Below are 15,982 nucleotides of genomic sequence, written 5' to 3' on the forward strand. Positions count from 1 at the left end.
TAGGAACTCATGGCTAAGCAACAGAACAACGCCGCTTCGCAGCGCGTTCGCAAGAAGGTCAAGAAGAGCGTTGCCGAAGGCGTCGTGCACGTCCACGCTTCGTTCAACAACACCATCATCACGATCACCGATCGTCAGGGCAACGCACTGGCATGGGCGACCTCGGGTGGCCAGGGCTTCAAGGGTTCGCGCAAGTCGACCCCGTTCGCTGCCCAGGTTGCTGCCGAGTCGGCTGGCCGCGTGGCGCTGGAATACGGCGTGAAGAACCTGGAAGTTCGCATCAAGGGCCCGGGCCCGGGTCGCGAATCCGCGGTTCGTGCGCTGAATGCGCTGGGTATCAAGATCACGGCCATCTCGGACGTGACGCCGGTCCCGCACAACGGCTGCCGTCCGCCGAAGCGTCGTCGCATCTAAGACGTAGAAGCAAATCCTGCTATAATCGCGGGTTCGCGCACGGCCTCGGCCGTGCGCGTAGCAATTTCTAAGACCACCGTCCGGTACATAGGTACCGGACTTGCGTAGTGGACAAAGTTCGCTGCGTCAGATTTTGAGATAAAGGAACAACCGTGGCACGTTATATCGGCCCGAAGGCCAAACTCTCCCGCCGTGAAGGTACTGACCTCTTCCTGAAGAGCGCCCGTCGCTCGCTCGCAGACAAGTGCAAGCTGGATAGCAAGCCGGGTCAGCATGGTCGCACCTCGGGTGCTCGTACGTCGGACTACGGCAACCAACTGCGCGAAAAGCAGAAGGTCAAGCGTATCTACGGCGTGCTTGAGCGCCAGTTCCGTCGCTATTTCGCGGAAGCCGATCGCGTCAAGGGCAACACGGGTGAAAACCTGTTGCAACTGCTCGAATCGCGCCTGGACAACGTCGTGTACCGCATGGGCTTTGGCTCGACGCGTGCTGAAGCGCGCCAGCTGGTTGGCCACAAGGCGATCACGCTGAATGGTGTTGTCTCCAACATCCCGTCGATCAAGGTCAAGGCCGGCGACGTGATCACCGTGCGTGACGGGGCCAAGAAGCAAGTGCGTATTCAAGAAGCACTGTCGCTGGCCGAGCAAATCGGTTTCCCGATCTGGGTTTCGGTTGACGCCAAGAAGATGGAAGGCACTTTCAAGGCACTGCCGGAACGTAGCGATATCGCAGGCGACATCAACGAAAGCCTGATCGTCGAATTGTATTCGCGTTAATATCCGTATGCTGACGCGCCTCACGGCGCGTTTTTGCGTTCCGTGCAGGTTGTCACGCATCAGCCTTATCGGTGTAACGAGCCGAGGGTATTGAAAAGGAAACCTATGCAAACCAGTTTGTTGAAGCCCAAGATCATTGCGGTTGAGCCGGTCGGTGAGCATCACGCCAAAGTCGTGATGGAGCCGTTCGAACGTGGCTACGGCCACACCTTGGGTAACGCGCTTCGCCGCGTGCTGTTGTCGTCGATGGTGGGTTATGCCCCGACCGAAGTGACGATCGCCGGCGTTGTGCACGAATATTCCACCATCGACGGTGTCCAGGAAGATGTCGTTAACTTCCTGTTGAACCTGAAGGGTGTGGTGTTCAAGCTGCATAACCGTGACGAAGTCACCGTTACGCTGCGCAAGGATGGTGAAGGTATGGTGCGCGCTTCGGATATCGAAGTGCCGCATGATGTAGAACTGATCAATCCCGACCATGTGATTGCGCATCTGGCCAAGGGCGGCAAGCTCGACGTGCAGATCAAGATCGAAAAGGGTCGTGGTTATGTCCCGGGCAACGTGCGCCGTTACGGTGACGAATCGGCCAAGGTGATCGGCCGTGTCGTCCTCGACGCATCGTTCTCGCCGGTCAAGCGTGTGAGCTACGCGGTCGAATCGGCCCGCGTGGAGCAACGTACGGACCTGGACAAGCTCGTGATGAACATCGAAACCAACGGTGTGGTGTCGCCGGAGGAAGCGATCCGTCAATCGGCGCGTATTCTCGTCGACCAACTGTCGGTGTTCGCTGCGCTGGAAGGCACGGAAGCCGCCAGCGAAGCGCCCTCGCGTGCGCCGCAGATCGATCCGATCCTGCTGCGTCCGGTGGACGATCTCGAGTTGACGGTGCGTTCGGCCAACTGCCTGAAGGCCGAAAACATCTACTACATCGGCGACCTGATCCAGCGTACCGAGAACGAATTGCTCAAGACCCCGAACCTGGGTCGCAAGTCGCTCAACGAGATCAAGGAAGTGCTTGCCTCGCGTGGTCTCACGCTGGGCATGAAGCTCGAAAACTGGCCGCCGGCCGGTCTCGAGAAGTAAGAAGTAACGGCATGGCCGCCCTCGGGCGGCCGTGTCGCTACGTAAGTGCGGCGCGTCGGAATGTTCCTCAATGTTCCGATACGGCCGTTAGCGAAGGTACCGGCCCGCGGTGATCGTCACCGATAGAAGAGCTAGGTCGAAAACTCTGTTTAAAGGAATGTTGAAATGCGTCACCGTCATGGTCTTCGTAAGCTGAACCGTACCAGCAGCCACCGTCTGGCAATGCTGCGCAATATGTCGAACTCGTTGATCCAACACGAAGCGATCAAGACCACGCTGCCGAAGGCGAAGGAACTGCGCAAGGTCGTCGAGCCCCTCATCACCCTGGGCAAGAAGGATTCGGTTGCCAACCGTCGTCTGGCGTTCAACCGCCTGCGCGATCGCGATATGGTCACCAAGCTGTTCAACGAACTCGGCCCGCGTTTTGCCAATCGTCCGGGCGGCTACCTGCGCATCCTGAAGATGGGTTTCCGCGTGGGCGACAACGCTCCGATGGCTTTCGTCGAACTGCTGGACCGTCCGGAAGTCGACACGGAAGCGCCGGAAGTCGCTGAGTAAGCGATTCGCGCAGCGGTCTTTTCAAGGCCGTCAGCCGTAAGAAAAAGCCAGGTCGACGACCTGGCTTTTTTCATTCTGGGGTGTTGTCCGACGCCATCGGTTCCTCTGTCCGGAAATGGCCGGCCGATCGCGCACGTTTCCCGGCGGCGGTGTACAGTGAACGATCCTTACGCTTGAGCGGTCTACAGCACATCATGGATGCCCTGCTTATCGTCATGACGACGTTTCCCGACGAGGCCAGCGCCGCGGCCGCCACCGACGGCATGCTTGCCGAGCGGCTGGCGGCATGCGTGCAGCAAATGGCACCCGTGCGTTCCAGTTATCGCTGGCAGGGCAAGCGCGAGACGAGCGTGGAGGTGCCGCTTATGATCAAGACGACGGCCGGGCGTTATGGCGCGCTCGAGCAATATATTAGAGAACATCATCCCTACGACGTGCCGGAGATCGTGGCATGGCCCGCCACAGCGGCGTTGCCTGCCTATGCTCGGTGGGTCGAGGGTGAGACGCGGGGGACGTTGCATGTCTGATGGGAAGACGAGGGGTGGGGCTGCGATCCCGCGAGGCAGTCTCGAGGGCCAGGGCTCGATGCGACATCGGGTTCTGTGGCTGTGGTCGCTCGCATTCCTGGTCGTGGCCGTGGTCCTGTCGCTCGGGGCCGGGCGCGCGCATGCCGGTGACGATTTTCTCGACCCGGATGTCGCCTTCCAGGTATCGAAGACCGAGCAGGCCGGTGCTGTGCTGCTGCATTTCGACGTGGCCAAGGGCTACTACCTCTACCGCGAACGTTTTGCTTTCGCCGCTGACAATCCTGCCGTCACGCTCGGCGCCCCCGAGTTTCCAAAAGGCGAAGTCAAACGCGACGAGACCTTTGGCAAGGACATGGAGGTGTATCACGAGCCGATCGATGTTCGCATTCCGGTCAATCAGGCCAGCGGCCCGTTCACCCTGAACGTCACCATGCAGGGCTGCGCAGAGAAAGGGCTGTGCTATCCCCCAATGGACAAACCGCTGAGGATCTCTGCCGCAGCCACTGGTGAGGCTAAGGGCGGGGAGGGCGGCGGGCGTTCAGTCGCCGCGCCGACGTCCGGGCCCGCGACGCTGGCGCTGCTCGGTGGCAATTCACAAGGGGCTGAGGGTCGGTCCGCCATCACACCGCCGGCGGTGCGTGACGCGGGCAGTGTCGGCGGCTGGTTGTCGGCGCGGGACGACTATCACGAGGCCGAGCGGATTCTCTCCGGCGGCCGATTCCTGCTGGCATTGGCGATCTTCTTCGCGCTGGGTGTCGGATTGGCTTTTACGCCATGCGTGCTGCCGATGGTGCCGATTCTTCTGTCGATTGTCGCCGGACACGGGGCTAGTCGAGGTAAGGCCGTGCGTCTGGCCATCGCCTACGTGCTTGGCATGGCCGTAGTGAATACCGTCATTGGTGTCGCCGCCGGATTGTTGGGGCAAGGCCTCATCGCATTCCTGCAGGCGCCTTGGGTGTTGGCCTCGTTTGCGCTGCTCATGGTGATCCTGTCGCTGTCGATGTTCGGGCTGTATGAGATCCGACTGCCACTGGCGTGGCGCACCCGAATCGACGATGCCGCCCGCAAGCAGCAGCCGGGGCAGTGGGTCGGCGCGGCGATGATGGGCGTGCTATCGGGAATGATCGTGAGCCCATGCGTGACCGCGCCGCTCGCGGCTGCGCTCGCCTTTATCGCGAAGACCGGGGATTCGGTTTTTGGTGGTGCAACGCTCTTCGTGTTGTCGCTTGGGATGGGATTGCCGCTGGTGATCCTCGCGGGCGGTGGCGGTACGTTGCTGCCGCGCGCCGGGGCGTGGATGGACGGTGTGAAGCGCTGCTTCGGCTTCCTGCTTCTCGGTGTTGCGTTGTGGATCGTGCGACCATTGCTGAGCACGCCAGTCCTGTTGCTGGGATGGGGGGCGCTGCTGCTGGTGGCGGCGGCATTCATGCGTGTTTTCGACCGGCTTCCCGACGGTGTCGGCGCTGCGCGACGCGTGCTCAAGGGGGTGGGTGTCGTCGTCGCCCTGCTTGGCGCCGTGGCCTTGGTGGGCGCGGCAGCGGGCGCGCGTGATGCGCTTGCGCCACTTGCAGGGTTGACCGTTGCCACCTCGGGGAGCGCCAATGCCGATGCACCCGGGGTCGAGGGCGTCAGGTTTCAGCGCGTACGCAGTGTCGCCGAACTCGATCGGGTGATCGCGGCGGCGGGGCGTCCGGTGATGTTCGACTTCTATGCGGACTGGTGCATTAGCTGCAAGGAAATGGAGCGCTCCGTCTTCATGGATCCTCGGGTCAAAGCCCGTCTCGATCAGATGGTGCTCCTGCAGGCAGATGTCACGGCCAACAGCGCCGATGATCAGGCGCTGCTCAGGCGCTTTGGGCTGTTCGGCCCGCCGGGCATCATCTTCTTTGACGGCAACGGTAACGAGAGAACAGGCTTGCGCGTGATCGGCGCGCAGTCGGCGGATCAGTTCCTGCGCAGCCTCGACAAGGCATTGGGCCCGGCCACGTGAGCATCGGCCCGAATCCGAACACGACGCATCGCGAACGGATTCGGTGGTGCACGTAGATCCGGGTTACGCTTGCGCGCGGATCAGCCTTGCGGCGTCGAGCGCGAAGTAGGTCAGGATGCCGTCGGCGCCGGCACGCTTGAAGGCAAGCAGCGATTCCATCATGACCTTGTCGTGGTCTAGCCAGCCGTTCTGCGCGGCGGCCTTGAGCATCGCGTATTCGCCGCTGACCTGGTAGGCGTACGTGGGGAAGCGGAACTCGTCTTTCACGCGGCGCACGATGTCCAGATACGGCATGCCGGGCTTGACCATCACCATGTCCGCACCTTCCTCGATGTCGAGCGCGACTTCGCGCAGCGCTTCGTCGGAGTTGGCGGGGTCCATCTGGTACGTCATCTTGTTGCTCTTGCCCAGGTTCGATGCCGACCCGACAGCGTCGCGGAACGGGCCGTAGAAGGCCGATGCGTACTTGGCGGCATACGCCATGATTCGCGTGTGGATGTGGCCGCCGACTTCGAGCGCTTCGCGAATGGCGCCGATGCGTCCGTCCATCATGTCGGACGGCGCGACGATGTCCACGCCCGCTTCCGCCTGCGTGAGCGCTTGCTTCACGAGAATGTCGGTTGTCATGTCGTTGATGACGTAACCGTTTTCGTCGAGCACGCCATCTTGACCATGGCTCGTGTACGGATCGAGGGCGACGTCGGTCAACACGCCAAGATCCGGGAAGTGGCGCTTAAGCTCGCGCACGGCGCGCGGGATCAGGCCATCGGCGTTGGTGGCCTCAATGCCGTCGGGCGTCTTGAGCGACGCCTCGATGTTCGGGAACAGCGAGATCACGGGGACGCCGAGCGTGACGCAGGTATCGGCGACGCGCAGCAGTTCATCGACCGAGACGCGCTCGACGCCGGGCATCGAGTCGACAGCCTCGCGGCGGTTCTCGCCTTCGAGCACGAACACGGGATAAATGAGGTCGTCGCACGTCAGGTGGTTTTCTCGCATCAAACGGCGCGAAAAATCATCGCGTCGCATGCGGCGCGGGCGAAGCAGGGGGAAGGAACTCATGCGAGGGGTCCTTTGGACGGAGAATGGCGCGTCGGATGTCTCGGTGAATCGGTCGCGTGGCCATTCCGAAATCGGCACGTCGTTGCCGTTGGCTCAACGATCCCATCAGCGGGACGGCGCGCAAAAAACGGCGCTTGCCGGGAAACTTTCGAACGCATGGTATATCATACCAACCGGATGTTCGCACTGCGTGCGATGTCCCCCGCTTCTCCTCCCTGAGCGGGCGCCTGTCGTTCTACGATAAGGCTCATTTAAGCCCGCCGTGCCTACACGGCGGTTTTTTTATGGGCGCGCGAACCGTGTCGGTCAAACCCTTGCCAGCCAGGCTTTTCGAGGGATTCGAGTGCACTCATCCGTTCGGCCGAGGGAGTATTCCGCCCCCCAACCGCACGCGCCGATATCACGCGAGAGGCACCCAGGGCCGCGCGACTCGCCGCGACGATTTGCCGCGCCTGCGCCGCCCCCGAGGCTTGAAGCCAACTTACTTCTTGGCGGTGTCGCGTGCAGGAATGGCGAGCCACTCTTCAAGCACGCGCTGTGCAGCGTCGACACCGGTGCGCTTGAGCGACGAGAACAATTGGGCGGTGAACTGCGGCGGCGTTGCAGGGTCGTCGGACGGCAAGCCATCAGTGCGCGGCAGGGCGGACAGCCGCTTTTGCGTGTCGCGCAATACCAGCGTCGCTTCCTGACGCGTCAGCTTGTCGGCCTTGGTCAGCAGCACATGGATGGGGCGCCCCGTCGGCATGAACCAGTCGATCAGCTCGCAGTCGAGTTCCGTGAACGGCCGGCGCGAGTCCATCACAAGGACGAGGCCACGCAATTGCGGCCGCTGCACCAGGTAGTCACCGAGAAGCTGCTGCCAGTGCACCTTTACCCCACCGCCGACTTCGGCGTAGCCATAGCCGGGCAAGTCGACCAGATAGCCATATAGATGCTCGAGGTGCGCGATCTCGAAGTAGTTGATGTGCTGCGTGCGGCCTGGCGTCTTGCTCGAGAAGGCCAGCCGCTTCTGATTGCACAGGATGTTGAGCGCGCTGGACTTGCCCGCGTTCGAGCGGCCCGCGAAGGCGACCTCGGGCACGGCCGTGGGCGGCAGGTCGCGCAGATGATTGACGGTCGTGAAGAAGCGGGCTTGATGAAGTAGGGACATGACGGGGACCGAGGAGCGCCGCAGCCACGGGAGTCGGGCTGCAACGCGGGCGCAGGCACGCAAGACGGTGGGTTGGATACCTCCCCCGGCGAAAGCCCGGGAAGCCCCGTTCTGCGGCCTTCTACATGGAAATCCCCTAAAGTCGGGGAAAGACTTTATTGTACAATATGAAAGTTAACCTTGGCCTTGCCAAGGCTTGTCCGAACGTCTCGCGCGCCGTGCGGCTGGAGGAGAAACGCGACGCCGGACGGTGAGTTCGAACGACCGATTTCCCGACAAAACAGATATAAGGTGTGCGAATGAACCGAGGAGTGTGGAAGTCTCTCGCTGCAACACCGTTGGCGCTGGCATGCTTTCTTCTGAGCGGCGCAGGACAGGCTGCCGAGCCTCAGGCGCCTGCCAAACCCGACCTGAACCGGGGGCAGGCCATTGCCAGTCAGGTGTGTGCCGCCTGCCACGCCGCAGACGGCAATAGCACTGGTGGCGCTTATCCGAAGCTCGCCGGTCAGCACGCCGAATATCTCTACAAACAGCTTACCGAATTCAAGGCCCAACCCGGCAAGACGCCGGCGCGCAATAATGCCATCATGGCCGGTATGGTTGCCGCGCTGTCCGACCAGGACATGCACAACGTCGCCGCCTACTTCGCCTCGCAGACCATGAAGCCGGGGGCTGCGCGCGACAAGGACACCGTGCCACTGGGCCAGAAGATCTACCGCGGCGGGCTGGCCGAAAAAGGCGTTCCCGCCTGTGCCTCATGCCACGGCCCGACCGGTGCCGGCATGCCGTCGCAGTATCCCCGCCTGTCCGGCCAGTGGGCGGAATATACCGCCTCCCAGTTGGTGGCGTTCCGCGACGAGGTTCGCAAAAACAATGCACCCATGCACACAGTCGCCTCCCGGCTGTCGGACAAGGAAATCAAGGCAGTTGCGGATTACATCGCCGGTTTGCGCTGATCGGCAGGCCCTGCCATGACATCATGTGAACGTCAGGGTATATTCGCTGACTTATACCGAAACCAGTAGCGGCGCCGCAGGGCGACCGGATGGAACTGGTTTAGCATACACAGGGTGGCGGGCGCGTAAGAGACGCGTCCCCGCCCTTTTTTGTTGTCGGAAACAGGATGAGCCTCAGTACCTCCGGAATGCAGATCAAGGGCGCGCAGCGATGGGTGCGCGACGGCGTCGAGCTGGTCAGCTCGATGCGTTTCGCCATCAGCCTGCTGAGCGTGCTTGCGATTGCCAGCATCGTTGGCACCGTGCTCAAGCAGGGCGACCCTTACCCCAACTACGTCAATCAGTTCGGCCCGTTCTGGGCCGACATCTTCCGCTCGCTCGGCCTGTACACCGTGTACAGCGCGTGGTGGTTCCTGTTGATCCTCTTCTTCCTGATGGCGTCGACGACGCTGTGCGTCGTGCGCAATGCGCCGAAGATGGTCGCGGACATCCGTAGCTGGCGCGATCACGTGCGCGAGGGCAGTTTGCGCGCCTTCGGCCACAAGGCCGAGTTCACCGGCCCGGCGTCGCGCAACGACCTCGTGTCGCGTCTCACGGCCTATCTCGGACGCTGCGGTTACCGCTTCGTCGTTCGCGAGCGCGACGGTGCCACGCTCGTCGCGGCCAAGACCGGCGCGATCAACAAGATCGGCTACATTTTCGCGCACAGTGCGATCGTGATCATCTGCCTGGGCGGACTGGTCGACAGCAATCTGCTCATTCGTATCCAGATGGCGCTGTTCGGCAAGTCTCCGCTGCAGGGGAACGCCGTGATTGCCCAGATTTCCGAGGCGCATCGCCTCTCGCCGAACAATCCCGCGTTTCGCGGTTACGCGTTCGTGCCGGAGGGCGGTCAATCGAACACGGCGATTCTGAATTTCCAGGATGGTTCGGTTGTGCAGGACCTGCCGTTCTCGGTCGCGTTGAAGAAGTTCCACGTCGACTACTACTCGACGGGCATGCCGAAGCTGTTCGCGAGCGATATCGTGGTCACCGACCCCGAGACCGGCAAGTCGATGAACGCGACGGTGAAGGTCAACGAGCCGTTCATCTACAAGGGCGTGGCGATCTACCAATCGAGCTTCGAGGACGGCGGCAGCAAGCTGAAGCTGACCGGGTATCCCATGCGGGGTCCGACCGACCGGTCGTTTGCGTTCTCGGGCAACGTGGGCGGCTCGACGCAACTGCACAGCGGCGGCGCGCGCCAGGACGAATACACGGTCGAGTTCAGCGATTTCCGCGCCATCAATGTCGAGAACATCAGCAATGGCGGCGGCGAGCGCGATGTGCGCGGTGTGGCCCGCAAGTCGTTGCGCGACGATCTGAACGCCCGACTGGGCTCGGGGGCTCGCCCGGACGTGGGCAAGGACTTGCGCAACGTCGGGCCGTCGGTGCAGTACAAGGTGCGCGACCGCAACGGACAGGCGAAGGAATACCGCAACTACATGCTGCCGATTCTTGTGGACGACGGTGAGCGCGTCTTCATGACCGGCGTGCGCGACACGCCGGACGGTCCGTTCCAGTATCTGCGCATCCCGGCGGACGCCGACGGCTCCGTCAAGCAATGGATGCTGCTGCGCGCCGCGCTTCAGGACGACGGGGCACGGGCGGAAGCCGCCCACCGATTCGCCGCCCAATCGATGCCGTCACAAACCTCGGCAGCGTTGCGGGGGCAACTGCAGGAGAGCGCCAAGCGCGAGTTGGATCTGTTTGCCGGCGCCATTCCGGCAAGCAAAACCAGCCAGGCGAAGGGCGGCCTGCAAGCCATTGCGGAGTTCGTCAACGAGAAGGTCCCGCAGGATCAGCAATCGAACGCGGCCGACATGTTCCGCCGCATCCTCGACGGCACCGTCTGGCAACTCTGGCAGGTCGCGCGGGAACAGGCGGGGCAGCCGGCGATGACGCCCACGCCCGAGAACGAGCGCTTCGTGCATACGGCGACCAATGCGCTGTCCGATAATTTTCTGTACGACGCCCCGGTCTTCCTGCAACTCGATTCGTTCGATCAGATCCAGGCGAGCGTCTTCCAGCTCACGCGCTCGCCGGGTAAGAAGATCGTGTATCTTGGCAGTTTGCTGCTGGTGCTTGGCATCTTCTCGATGTTCTACGTGCGCGAGCGGCGTCTGTGGCTGTGGCTGAAAGACACGCCGGACGGCGGTAGTACGGTATTGATGGCCGTGTCGACCACCCGCCGCACACTGGATTTCGAGAAGGAATTCGCCCGTACGAAGGCGGAGATCGACGAAATCGTCACAAATCGATGAGGGTGAGACAGATGGAGTTATCGCAAACTTATTCGGAAGTCTCGTGGCTGCGCCGCCGCAGCGTCGGCGACTGGCTGTTCGCGCTGGCGCTGGCGATCGGGGCGGGCTTTGCCCTCAATCGCTACGGTCACTACATGGATTACTACGAGCACACGATTCTGGTGCTCTGCGTGCCGGTCTTCGCACTGTTGGGCTGGCACTGGCGGTCCGTGCGGTGGTTGATGGCCGGGATCGCAATCCTCGCCCTCTCGGGCATCGGGCTGTATCACCACGATCTGGCGCGCGCCGACCAGGTATTCCTGCTCAAGTATTTTCTCTCGAGTCAGTCAGCCATCCTGTGGATGAGCGCGTTGTTCTTCCTGGCAACGCTCTTCTACTGGGGCGGCTTGATCGCACGGTCGCCTTTCGGCGCGAGCGTCGGGTCGGCATTGTGCTGGGCTGCCGTGCTGCTCGGCTTCACCGGCATGATGGTGCGCTGGTACGAGTCGTACCTGGTGGGCGCGGACGTCGGCCATATCCCGATTTCGAACCTGTATGAAGTGTTCGTGCTCTTCTGCATGATCACGGCTCTGTTCTACCTGTATTACGAGCATCACTACGAAACGCGCGCGCTCGGGCCGTTCGTGCTGCTCGTGATCAGCGCGGCGGTCGGCTTCAACCTCTGGTACAGCGTGGCGCGCAGCGCCTACGAGATCCAGCCGCTGGTGCCGGCATTGCAAAGCTGGTGGATGAAGATCCATGTGCCCGCGAACTTCATCGGCTACGGCACGTTTGCGCTCGCGGCGATGGTCGCGGTGGCGTATCTGCTCAAGTCGGGCGAGAACCGGCGTCTGGCGGTGGCGGGCAAGCCGCTCGATAGCGGGTTTTTCTCGTCGCGCCTGCCATCGCTCGAGTTGCTCGACGACCTGATGTACAAGGCGATTGCCGTCGGTTTCGCGTTCTTCACGATCGCCACGATTCTCGGCGCGCTGTGGGCCGCCGACGCGTGGGGCGGATACTGGAGCTGGGACCCGAAGGAGACCTGGGCGCTGATCGTCTGGCTGAACTACGCGGCATGGTTGCACATGCGCCTGATGAAGGGGCTGCGCGGCGCGGTGGCGGCGTGGTGGTCGCTGACCGGCTTGCTGATCACTACCTTCGCCTTCCTCGGCGTGAACATGTTCCTCTCGGGACTTCACAGCTACGGTCAACTCTGACGCACATTGCCGCGTTGGGCACCCCTCGAAAGCCGCCGCACGCCGTTGCCGGCGGCTTTTTTCATCATGGACGGCGGGAACAGCGCTGGCCTGGCGCCAGTCTCAATGGGCAGGCGTGTTCGCAAATCTGCGAGATCGACAATCGTGGCCGAAACGGCTGGCAGGAGGTGGGCATCATGAGACAGGATCAATCGCGTTTGCGCGGGGCGGACATTCCGGCGAGCGACATTACGCCGCGCGAGGTTGTGACCGCGCGGCGGCGCTTTCTGCGCGCATCCGGTGCCGGGTTGACCGGGCTGGGCGGTACTGTCCTCGGGGTGCTGCCGCAACAGACGGTCTTCGCGGCAGACCATCCTGGCGCTGGCCTGGCAACACTGACGGCGGTGCGTAACACGCGTTATGTCGTCACCGACAAGGCGACCGATATCAAGGACGTCACGACCTACAACAACTTCTACGAGTTCGGCACTGACAAATCCGATCCGTCGCGCCGCGCGAGTACGCTCAAGCCGCGTCCGTGGCAGGTCGCCATCGAAGGCGAGGTCAAGCAGCCGAAGGTCTACGATATCGATGCGCTGCTCAAGCTCGCACCGCTCGAGGAGCGTGTCTATCGCCATCGCTGCGTGGAGGGGTGGTCGATGGTGATCCCCTGGGTCGGCTACTCGTTGTCCGAGCTCATCCGCCGGGTGCAGCCGACGGGCAACGCGAAGTATGTGGAATTTGTCACGCTGGCCGATCCGAAGCAGATGCCGGGGCTGTCGTACCCCGTGCTGAGTTGGCCATACCGAGAGGGATTACGTATGGACGAAGCGATGCATCCGCTGTCGCTGCTGACGTTCGGCTTGTACGGCGAGGTGCTGCCGAACCAGAACGGCGCGCCGGTTCGGATGGTGGTGCCGTGGAAGTATGGGTTCAAGAGCGCGAAATCCATCGTCTCGATTCGCTTCGTCGAGAAGATGCCGCTCACGAGCTGGAATCGCGCGGCGCCGGACGAGTACGGTTTCTACTCGAACGTGAATCCCGAGGTCGATCATCCGCGCTGGAGTCAGGCGACCGAGCGTCGCATTGGCGACGGCGGCATTTTTACGCCCAAGCGCAAAACGCTGATGTTCAATGGTTACGGCGACCAGGTCGCCAGCCTGTACCAGGGCATGGATCTGCGCAAATACTTCTGAGCGGACGCGTCGCGTCGATCTGCCGATATGTCGAAAACGTCACGTCATCCGGGTGAAGGTTCCGCTGTCGAGGCGACGGCGCCCACCCTCGGGGCGACGGCGCCCACCCTCGGGGCGGGTAGCGGTCTGCCGTCAGCCGGTGCCGACACGCGCGCGGCCGGCCATTCGGCGCAACGTTGGCTGTCGTGGGCGAAAGGAGGCGTATTCCTGTTTGCGCTGTTGCCGTGGCTGCGGCTGGTGGCGTACGGCCTGACGGACCGCCTGGGGGCCAATCCGGTCGAGTTCATCACCCGTTCGACCGGCACCTGGACGCTGGTCATGCTTTGCGTCACGCTTGCGATCACGCCGGTGCGCCGCTTGTCGGGCATGGTTTGGCTGCTGCGGCTTCGTCGCATGCTTGGACTGTTTGCGTGCTTCTACGGCGCGCTGCATTTCGCCACGTATGTCTGGCTGGACCAGTGGTTCGATTGGGCGAGCATCGTGCACGACGTGTCGGGCAAGCGTCCCTTCATCACCGCAGGGTTCGCTGCGTTCGTGATGATGGCGGCGTTGGCGCTCACGTCGCCGCGTGCGGTGGTGCGACGCATGGGCGGGCGGCGCTGGCAGCGGTTGCATCGCCTCATCTATGCGATTGCCGTGCTGGCGATTCTGCACTACTGGTGGATGAAGGCGGGCAAGAACGATCTTGCCCAGCCGGCGATCTACGCGATCGTGGTGGCGAGCCTGCTCGGCGCCCGTGTGCTGTGGGCGCTTCGCAGGCAGCGGACTCAGGCGTTGCCGGGCAGCAGTCGTTCGCCCGCGAAGAGCGACTCGACCGTTTCACGCTCGCGAACGAGGTAGGCTTCGTTGCCATCGACCATGACTTCGGCAGCGCGCGGACGCGTGTTGTAGTTGGAGCTCATCGTGAAGCCGTAGGCGCCCGCCGAGCGAATCGCGAGCAGATCGCCGGGGGCAATCGCCAAGAGGCGGTCACGGCCGAGCCAGTCGCCGCTTTCGCACACGGGGCCCACGACGTCATAAGTCGCCTCGTCGACGGCACGTCGCACGACGGGATCGATGCCGTGATAGGCCTCATACATCGCCGGACGCGCCAGATCGTTCATCGCCGCATCGACGATGGCGAAGTTTTTCGTCTCACCGGGCTTGAGGAACTCCACGCGCGTGAGCAGAACGCCGGCGTTGCCGACGAGCGAGCGGCCCGGCTCGAACAGCACCTGCCGATGGCCATGGCCGCGCTTGGCGATGTGATCGAGCAGCGTCGTGGCAAACGCCGTGATATCGGGCGGCGTCTCGTCGGTATAGGTGATGCCCAGGCCGCCGCCCACGTCGATGTGGTGCAATGAGATGCCGGCAGCGTCGAGCTTCTCGACCAGATCGAGCACCTTGTCAGTGGCGTCGAGATACGGCGAAATTTCCGTGATTTGCGAGCCGATATGGCAGTCGATGCCGACGACTTCGAGGTTCGGCATGGCGGCGGCAGCGCGATAGGCGTCGAAGGCTTCTTCGTAGGCCACCCCGAACTTGTTGCCGCGCAGACCGGTGGAGATGTAGGGGTGCGTCTTGGCGTCGACGTTCGGGTTCACGCGCAGCGACACGCGAGCGCGTTTGCCCGCTTGCCCCGCCACTTCATTGAGTCGGTCGAGTTCCGGGCGCGATTCCACGTTGAAGCAGAAGACGTCCTTTTCCAGCGCGTAGCGCATCTCGTCCGCGTGCTTGCCGACACCCGAGAACACGGCGCGCTTCGGATCGCCGCCAGCCGCAATGACGCGGGCAAGTTCACCGGCCGACACGATGTCGAAACCCGCGCCGAGCTTGGCGAACACGCCGAGCACGGCGAGGTTCGAGTTCGCCTTGGCAGCGTAGTGCACGGCGGCGTTACGGCCTGCGCAGGCCTTGGCATAAGCCTGATACGCGTTCGTCAGGGCCGCCTTCGAATAGACATACAACGGCGTGCCGAAACGCTCGGCGAGGGCGGACAGTGCAACGCCCTCGGCATGGAGAACGTCGTTGCGGTAGGAGAAGATGGCGTCGGACATCGCGAGAACTCGGTAATCAACTAGGGCACGCCGGGGAGGCGGATGGCTTCCGGCCGGCTTAAATCAGCTTATTCCGGCTTCGCCGCCGGAAGCGATGCGGCCGGCGGCACGTCGACCGACGGGCCTCGCTGTGGCTCGGGCACGAGCGGCGGCGGCGGCAGCGGTGCGCCGGGCGGCGGTGTCGGTTTCACCGGACGGGCGGGGATATACAGCGGCCCGGCCTGACCGCAACCGGCCAATACGCTCAACAGGGCAATCGACGCTACAATCGCGCAGGTTCGAATAGGTGCAGTCATGGGGGTATCGTCGCGTGGTGCGGCATGCAAACGATGACGCAAACCGTGGAGTTTAGCATGACGGAAAGTGAATTCCTGGCGCTCGCCGAAGCCGTGTTGGCGCAGGTGGAGGCCGCTGTCGAGGACAGCGAAGTGGACATTGATTGCGAGCGAACGGGCAACGTCCTGACGCTCGAATTCGAAGACGGCAGCAAGATCATCGTCAACCTGCAAACGCCGATGAGCGAAATCTGGGTGGCCGCGCGCTCCGGAGGCTACCACTACCGACTCAAGGGCGACGAATGGCGCGACACGCGCGATGGCACCGAACTGTTTGAAGCGCTGTCGCGCTTCGCTTCGCAGCAGGCGGGCGAGACAGTGACGTTGCAGGCCGACTGACAAAGAAATCGCGGGTGGCGCCTTGTCCGCGATCGACGGCGCCGCACGGCCCGGCGGTCCGGGAGCCTCCTGAGCCGCGAGC

Annotated in this window: 16 protein-coding genes; 12 read left to right on the plus strand and 4 right to left on the minus strand. The window is 62.9% G+C overall.

Going from position 1 to position 15,982, the window contains the following annotated elements:
• The first annotated feature begins 9 nt into the window (after window positions 1–9).
• The 6 genes from rpsK to dsbD all read left to right on the plus strand — a co-directional run bounded on the left by rpsK (window position 10) and on the right by dsbD (window position 5,348).
• Window positions 10–414, plus strand: coding sequence for a 30S ribosomal protein S11 (gene rpsK / locus PTE31013_RS15065; protein WP_010804113.1), 405 nt, complete (start codon window positions 10–12; stop codon window positions 412–414).
• A 152-nt stretch (window positions 415–566) separates the two neighbouring features.
• Window positions 567–1,190, plus strand: coding sequence for a 30S ribosomal protein S4 (gene rpsD, locus PTE31013_RS15070; protein WP_150613597.1), 624 nt, complete (start codon window positions 567–569; stop codon window positions 1,188–1,190).
• Window positions 1,191–1,295: 105 nt separating this feature from the next.
• Window positions 1,296–2,273 (plus strand): DNA-directed RNA polymerase subunit alpha, encoded by a 978-nt coding sequence (locus PTE31013_RS15075; protein WP_150613598.1) that lies wholly within the window; start codon window positions 1,296–1,298, stop codon window positions 2,271–2,273.
• A gap of 165 nt (window positions 2,274–2,438) precedes the next feature.
• Window positions 2,439–2,831, plus strand: coding sequence for a 50S ribosomal protein L17 (rplQ, locus tag PTE31013_RS15080; RefSeq protein ID WP_150590313.1), 393 nt, complete (start codon window positions 2,439–2,441; stop codon window positions 2,829–2,831).
• Window positions 2,832–3,025: 194 nt separating this feature from the next.
• Window positions 3,026–3,358 carry a divalent-cation tolerance protein CutA gene (gene cutA / locus PTE31013_RS15085; RefSeq protein ID WP_150613599.1) on the plus strand — a complete coding sequence of 111 codons (333 nt, stop codon included), beginning with the start codon at window positions 3,026–3,028 and terminating at the stop codon, window positions 3,356–3,358.
• 58 nt (window positions 3,359–3,416) lie between these two features.
• Window positions 3,417–5,348, plus strand: a complete 1,932-nt coding sequence (gene dsbD, locus PTE31013_RS15090) for a protein-disulfide reductase DsbD (protein ID WP_246174600.1) — start codon at window positions 3,417–3,419, stop codon at window positions 5,346–5,348.
• Window positions 5,349–5,411: 63 nt separating this feature from the next.
• On the opposite strand, the gene hemB is transcribed toward dsbD, so the two are convergent.
• On the minus strand, window positions 5,412–6,410 hold the full coding sequence (gene hemB, locus PTE31013_RS15095) for a porphobilinogen synthase (RefSeq protein WP_150613600.1): 999 nt from the start codon (window positions 6,408–6,410) through the stop codon (window positions 5,412–5,414).
• A gap of 481 nt (window positions 6,411–6,891) precedes the next feature.
• The gene (gene yihA, locus PTE31013_RS15100; protein WP_150613601.1) at window positions 6,892–7,560 is read right to left on the minus strand and encodes a ribosome biogenesis GTP-binding protein YihA/YsxC; all 669 of its coding nucleotides are present in this window, start codon (window positions 7,558–7,560) and stop codon (window positions 6,892–6,894) included.
• A 299-nt stretch (window positions 7,561–7,859) separates the two neighbouring features.
• On the opposite strand from yihA, the gene PTE31013_RS15105 reads away from it, so the two are divergent.
• From PTE31013_RS15105 to PTE31013_RS15125, 5 genes are all read left to right on the plus strand, one after another.
• A complete protein-coding gene (locus PTE31013_RS15105; RefSeq protein WP_150613602.1) occupies window positions 7,860–8,516 on the plus strand; it encodes a c-type cytochrome in 657 nt (218 codons plus the stop codon).
• 167 nt (window positions 8,517–8,683) lie between these two features.
• Window positions 8,684–10,819 (plus strand): cytochrome c biogenesis protein ResB, encoded by a 2,136-nt coding sequence (locus tag PTE31013_RS15110; RefSeq protein ID WP_246174602.1) that lies wholly within the window; start codon window positions 8,684–8,686, stop codon window positions 10,817–10,819.
• An 11-nt stretch (window positions 10,820–10,830) separates the two neighbouring features.
• Window positions 10,831–12,015 (plus strand): c-type cytochrome biogenesis protein CcsB, encoded by a 1,185-nt coding sequence (gene ccsB / locus PTE31013_RS15115; RefSeq protein ID WP_150613603.1) that lies wholly within the window; start codon window positions 10,831–10,833, stop codon window positions 12,013–12,015.
• Window positions 12,016–12,182: 167 nt separating this feature from the next.
• Window positions 12,183–13,190, plus strand: a complete 1,008-nt coding sequence (msrP, locus tag PTE31013_RS15120; protein ID WP_425495572.1) for a protein-methionine-sulfoxide reductase catalytic subunit MsrP — start codon at window positions 12,183–12,185, stop codon at window positions 13,188–13,190.
• 27 nt (window positions 13,191–13,217) lie between these two features.
• Entirely contained in the window at window positions 13,218–14,030 is an 813-nt protein-coding gene (locus tag PTE31013_RS15125; protein ID WP_150613605.1) for a protein-methionine-sulfoxide reductase heme-binding subunit MsrQ, read from the plus strand.
• On the opposite strand, the gene lysA is transcribed toward PTE31013_RS15125, so the two are convergent.
• Together lysA and lptM are read right to left on the minus strand one after the other, a co-directional pair.
• On the minus strand, window positions 13,958–15,226 hold the full coding sequence (gene lysA, locus PTE31013_RS15130; RefSeq protein ID WP_150613606.1) for a diaminopimelate decarboxylase: 1,269 nt from the start codon (window positions 15,224–15,226) through the stop codon (window positions 13,958–13,960). The two genes, PTE31013_RS15125 and lysA, sit on opposite strands and share 73 nt — an antisense overlap.
• Before the next feature lie 68 nt (window positions 15,227–15,294).
• Window positions 15,295–15,522: an LPS translocon maturation chaperone LptM gene (gene lptM, locus PTE31013_RS15135; RefSeq protein WP_085982717.1), complete on the minus strand. Its 228-nt coding sequence runs from the start codon at window positions 15,520–15,522 to the stop codon at window positions 15,295–15,297.
• A gap of 57 nt (window positions 15,523–15,579) precedes the next feature.
• Between lptM and cyaY the strand changes: the two genes are divergently transcribed.
• Window positions 15,580–15,900: an iron donor protein CyaY gene (cyaY, locus tag PTE31013_RS15140; RefSeq protein ID WP_150613607.1), complete on the plus strand. Its 321-nt coding sequence runs from the start codon at window positions 15,580–15,582 to the stop codon at window positions 15,898–15,900.
• The last annotated feature ends 82 nt before the right edge of the window (window positions 15,901–15,982 follow it).

Source organism: Pandoraea terrigena, assembly GCF_902459705.1.
In the GTDB taxonomy this organism is placed as follows: domain Bacteria; phylum Pseudomonadota; class Gammaproteobacteria; order Burkholderiales; family Burkholderiaceae; genus Pandoraea; species Pandoraea terrigena.

What these genes read in the sequence shown, in the direction of transcription:
- rpsK (WP_010804113.1), top strand. Translation starts at nt 10, where the DNA reads ATGGCTAAGCAACAGAACAACGCCGCTTCGCAGCGCGTTCGCAAGAAG.
- PTE31013_RS15075 (WP_150613598.1), top strand. Translation starts at nt 1,296, where the DNA reads ATGCAAACCAGTTTGTTGAAGCCCAAGATCATTGCGGTTGAGCCGGTC.
- rplQ (WP_150590313.1), top strand. Translation starts at nt 2,439, where the DNA reads ATGCGTCACCGTCATGGTCTTCGTAAGCTGAACCGTACCAGCAGCCAC.
- cutA (WP_150613599.1), top strand. Translation starts at nt 3,026, where the DNA reads ATGGATGCCCTGCTTATCGTCATGACGACGTTTCCCGACGAGGCCAGC.
- dsbD (WP_246174600.1), top strand. Translation starts at nt 3,417, where the DNA reads ATGCGACATCGGGTTCTGTGGCTGTGGTCGCTCGCATTCCTGGTCGTG.
- hemB (WP_150613600.1), bottom strand. Translation starts at nt 6,410, where the DNA reads ATGAGTTCCTTCCCCCTGCTTCGCCCGCGCCGCATGCGACGCGATGAT.
- yihA (WP_150613601.1), bottom strand. Translation starts at nt 7,560, where the DNA reads ATGTCCCTACTTCATCAAGCCCGCTTCTTCACGACCGTCAATCATCTG.
- PTE31013_RS15105 (WP_150613602.1), top strand. Translation starts at nt 7,860, where the DNA reads ATGAACCGAGGAGTGTGGAAGTCTCTCGCTGCAACACCGTTGGCGCTG.
- PTE31013_RS15110 (WP_246174602.1), top strand. Translation starts at nt 8,684, where the DNA reads ATGAGCCTCAGTACCTCCGGAATGCAGATCAAGGGCGCGCAGCGATGG.
- ccsB (WP_150613603.1), top strand. Translation starts at nt 10,831, where the DNA reads ATGGAGTTATCGCAAACTTATTCGGAAGTCTCGTGGCTGCGCCGCCGC.
- PTE31013_RS15125 (WP_150613605.1), top strand. Translation starts at nt 13,218, where the DNA reads ATGTCGAAAACGTCACGTCATCCGGGTGAAGGTTCCGCTGTCGAGGCG.
- lysA (WP_150613606.1), bottom strand. Translation starts at nt 15,226, where the DNA reads ATGTCCGACGCCATCTTCTCCTACCGCAACGACGTTCTCCATGCCGAG.
- lptM (WP_085982717.1), bottom strand. Translation starts at nt 15,522, where the DNA reads ATGACTGCACCTATTCGAACCTGCGCGATTGTAGCGTCGATTGCCCTG.
- cyaY (WP_150613607.1), top strand. Translation starts at nt 15,580, where the DNA reads ATGACGGAAAGTGAATTCCTGGCGCTCGCCGAAGCCGTGTTGGCGCAG.